This window comes from Ohtaekwangia sp. (genome assembly GCF_036568665.1).
Classification (GTDB): Bacteria; Bacteroidota; Bacteroidia; order Cytophagales; family Cyclobacteriaceae; genus Ohtaekwangia.
The window spans coordinates 1-4,906 of the sequence record NZ_DATCSD010000327.1 but is presented as its reverse complement, the minus strand read 5'-3'; the positions used below and the strand labels follow the sequence as shown (position 1 = coordinate 4,906).

Here is a 4,906-nt window from a genome sequence, read left to right as displayed (position 1 = left end):
CAGCAAGATGCTGTAGATAGCTATATAGTGAATAAAAGAACGAAGCTGCACCCTGCACATAGGAAGGAAGAAAAGAAGCAACGGACACTATATATACTGTGCCCGTTGCTATATATTTTAGAGATTAATAATTCGGATTTTGTTCGAGCTTATTGCCGGATGCCTGTATCTCTGCACGAGGTATGGGCAGCCAGTAATGTTTCTCTTCGAACAGGCGACCATCGAGGGCCACTTTGCGCGCATAAGTTAACGTACTGCCGCTCTTGGTAATGGTTATACCATAGGCCGGTTCGTTCTCCGTATCGATGGCTATTTTCCATCTGCGCACATCGTAGAAGCGATGTTCTTCAAACGCCAATTCAACCTGGCGCTCTCTGCGTATAGCATCGCGCATCTCCGATTGTGTTAATCCTGCCGGCAGATCAGGCATACCTGCACGCTGACGTATCTGGTTGATTGCGCTATATACTGTACCATCAGGACCAGCCGCTTCATTTTGTGCTTCAGCATAGTTGAGTAGTACTTCTGCATAACGGATATAGATCCACGGTTGAATACCGGCTACATCCCACGGATTGTTGATCGGCAGATCATCGTCCAGAAATTTGCGCAGGTAATAACCGGTCTTCGAAGTATTCCAGTTGTCTTTACCATCTTTACTGTCCTGACCACCCGGAGTAAATGTTTCTATAGCACGACCGCGATAGCTGGCACCGTTGTAAAGTATACTGGCATAGAAGCGCGGATCGCGATTGCTATAGGGAGCGTTTGCATGCGTAGTGTTATTCCAGTCGAATGGTATAGCAGTGTTGGCATCTACTTTTACTTCATAGGCATCTACCAGATTTTGTAGCGGTGTGTTACCAGCCCAGCCACCATAACCGTTCGGACTGTTGGATATTTCCAGACACACGTGGCGTGCACCTATAGCATAGAGTCTTTCAAAAATAATCTCGCTGCTGGAGGACGAATGAAACAAATCCTGGTAATCGGAATGCAGCGAGTAGCTCCCCAACGAAATTACATCCTGAGCTGCTGCTGCTGCTGCCTGCCATGTGCCTGCATTATACAACGGACTGGCTGCATATAGAAGAATGCGTGCCTTCAATGCCAATGCTGCACCTTTTGTAGCGCGACCGAGTTTCCATTTATCATTATTTGTTGATGGTAAATCTGCGGCTGCTTCATCGAGTTGTGTTACTACATAATTTATACCATCAGCTATAGATGAACGTTGAAAGAGTGCATCGTCTGTAAGATCATCATCTAAATTATACACGGAGTCGCTCACCAATACAACCTTACCATAATTACGCAACAGATCATGATAGCGATACGCACGAATGAATTTAACTTCGGCTACCAGTATATCTTTGTGCGGCTGGCTCATCACTATTTTACTAAGAGTTTTCAAGGCCGAATTACATTCGCGAATGCTTCTATAGCTTCTTGACCAGATTGTACCCGCTATACCTGTATTTTCAGGAGCCAGTAAACCACGCTGCATCAGCCAGGTGTTATCGTCACTGTTATACATCGCTTCGTCAGTAACCGATGCCCACAATGCATACTCAAATCCGCGACCGAATCCGGGAGGAGTACCCTCGCCTTCTTTATCCTGCAGGCGCACGCCCATATAGCGGTTAATGATAAAATCTTCCAGCAAGGCGGAGTCTTGCGCAAGCACATCGTCTGTTACTATACTGGTCGGCGTTACGTCAAGAAAATCTTCCTTACATCCCACCGTCAATATTGCCAGTCCGATGGTAACCATCAGGAGTATATATCTGAATTTCATTCTCATATTTTTCATTTTTAGAACTGAAGGTTTACACCAAGATTAATGATACGCTGCTGCGGATAGAATTGTCCGCTCTCGCTGCTTCCTTCCGGATCATAATTTTTAACCTTCGATATCGTGAAGAGGTTAAAGGCATTGGCATATACACGCAGGTTAGACAAGTGAAGCTTGGATGCAATCGCTGCAGGAATGTTATAGCCGATGGCTATATTTTTCATGCGAAGGAATGAAGCGTTGTTCAGCCAGAATGTGCTGCGATACAAACCACCATTGTTTGAAGACGATGCACGGGTATCTACACGCGGATAGCTTCCGTTTACATTGGTAGGACTCCAGCGGTTATCGGCCCATGTGCTATAAAAATTACCGATCGTACCAGACTCCGGCAATACAAACTGACTAACGCGTCCCTGGCCAGAGAAGAGTATCGATATATCAAATCGTTTCCAGCCAGCATTGAGGTTTATACCATAGGTGATCTGTGGTATATTTCCATATTTTGTGCGCACCTGATCATCGGCTGTAATCTGTCCGTCATTATTATAGTCTTCATAGATAAGATCACCCAACTGCGAGTTGCTAAAATGTGGATGGCTATCCAGATCACTTTGTGTACGGAATATACCAATGGCATTATAGAGCAGGTAGCTGTTCAACGGGCGACCTGTCTGGCGCTGATAGCTCAGCACACCGGGAGCTTCATCTATATAGATAACTTTGCTCTTGGCAAGTGTCATGTTTGCTGAAATGCCATACCAGAACTCGCCCTGGTGTTTATACCCGATCGTTGTTTCGAAACCTGTACTGTTAACTTTCCCTATGTTCTCATAAGGCACCAGTGTAGTATAGGTAGAGCTTCCATCGTTATACGGGTTTACGATACCGGAAACTCCCGGTATAGATGCATTGCGCGGAGCAAGAATGTTAGACCTGTTCTGCTTGAAGTATATAAATTCAAACGTAAAGTTCTGCAAAAATGTAGCGTTCAGGCCTATATCTGTTTTCCTGGCAGTTTCCCAGGTGATGTTGGGGTTGGCAAGCTTCGTTAAATCCAGGCCGGGATGTTTATCGCCATCAATAACATAGGTATTGTTAAAGGTGTTGTTATTGATATACTGGAACGGACCTACGTTATCATTGCCAAGTTCACCATAGGATGCGCGAATCTTCAGGTCGTTGATGAATGATATATTCTCAGAGAACCAGTTCTCTTCTGAAATTCTCCAGCCAATGGATCCGGCAGAGAAAGTTCCATACTGGTGTCCGCTGGGGAATATAGATGATCCGTCTATACGCATCTGTGCTTCTGCCAGGTATTTTTCTTTATAGTTATATGATACCCGGCCGATATAACTTCTGCGGGTATAGTTATAGCTGCTTCCGTAATTATCGCGATCAGTAGCAGCCGATCCTCCCTGCGAGAGTTCGGGTGTAAGCATGGTCGGGTAGTTGATGCGCGATGCACCAAATGTTTCGCGGTGGTTCTTGCTACGCTCGTACGAAATGAAAGCACTTATATAGTGATCACCCATCTGCTTTTCGTAGTTCAGTTTTATGTTACGGGTAATAAGACTGATGTTCTCCTGTGATTCGTTCAGCTTCGCTGCTCCGGATGAACCTCCGGTAACGGTGGGCGAGTATGTATTGGAAACACTGTTATAGGAGTATACTGTATAGGGCTTGCTGAAAGCTTTATCGAAGTTCCAGGTTTTATCTACAGCCATGAATCCGTCCACCGACAGACCTTTTACCTGTGGTATAGCATAGCTGGCACGCAATACACTATTGAATACATAGATCGGGTTTACATTTGTACCACCTGTGCTGGTAGACATGATCACCGGATTGTTGCCCTCTACTCCGTAAGAAGGTAAACCGTTTGGATAAACGGATGCCACAGTAGGATACGCACGGTATATAGAACGGAATATATCATTCGCACCAGAAATAGGATACTGACGATCTTCCTGGCGACCTGACAGTAACAATGATACTTTAAAATCTTTTGTTACGTTGGCATCAATGTTCGAGCGGAAGTTATACTGATTATATTTTGTTGCCCCATGTTTATATAATCCATCCTGGTATGTTTTTCCCAATGACACATAGTATCGAACATCCTGCGTTCCTCCGTTGATAGAGAGGTTATGCTGATTCTGCAGCGATACATTTTTTAAGGCAGCTTTTGCCCAGTTGGTATTCGGGTAATTAAGCGGATCTGATCCGTCTCTGAATTTTTGTATTTCGGCATCGGTATAGTGTTGATTCATACCACCGGCCTTGTTGTTATAGTAGTCTATCTCGTTCTGGATAGTAGCGTAGGTAGCAGCATCGGCCATATCGGGCAAACGTGTAGGCGATGAGAAGCCCTGGTTAAAGCTATAGGATATAGTAGGCTTGCCGGTTTTACCGCGCTTGGTAGTTACCAGTATAGCACCATTTGCTGCACGGCTTCCATATACTGCGGCAGAAGCATCTTTCAGTATAGATATACTTTCGATGTCGTTCGGATTCAAACGCTCCAAACCACCGAGTGCTCCGGGTATACCATCGATCACCACGAGTACATCGTTGTTACCGGTAGTAGCGAGACCGCGAATGTTATAGCTACTGCCATCATAACCCGGTTCACCACCACGGTTGCTGGCAATGATACCAGAGAAACGTCCTGCCAAAGAGTTTGATAAGTTCGGCTGCGGGCTCTTCACCATATCTTCACCTTTCAATTGTGAGATCGATCCGGTGAGTGTTTCTCTTTTCTGTTCACCATAACCTACTACCACTACTTCCGAGAGTGTTTCTACATCAGAGCGAAGCACCACATCAATAGTAGTTTGTGCGCCTACGGTAATCTCTTGTGTCTGGTATCCTATAAATGAGAAGACGAGCACCGCATTCTGGTCAGACACATTGAGTGAGTAGCGTCCTTCGGCATCGGAGGTTGTACCGATCGAAGTTCCTTTAACAATCACATTTACTCCGGGCAGAGAGGAGCCATCATCCTGTGCGGTAATTTTACCCTGTATCGTAATGTCGCGGGCTGCAACCCAGCGGGGCGCCAGGAGGGTCATGATCAACATGACGGAGTAGATAAATTTTTTACGT

The 4,906-nt window shown here is 45.4% G+C and carries 2 protein-coding genes; both read right to left on the bottom strand.

Annotated elements, in window-relative coordinates:
- Positions 1-124: 124 nt before the first annotated feature.
- Positions 125-1,798 carry a RagB/SusD family nutrient uptake outer membrane protein gene (locus tag VIN08_RS18345; RefSeq protein ID WP_331967970.1) on the bottom strand — a complete coding sequence of 558 codons (1,674 nt, stop codon included), beginning with the start codon at positions 1,796-1,798 and terminating at the stop codon, positions 125-127.
- A 17-nt stretch (positions 1,799-1,815) separates the two neighbouring features.
- Positions 1,816-4,906, bottom strand: a 3,091-nt coding sequence (locus VIN08_RS18340) for a SusC/RagA family TonB-linked outer membrane protein (protein ID WP_414693299.1), incomplete at its 5' end; no start/stop codon positions are given.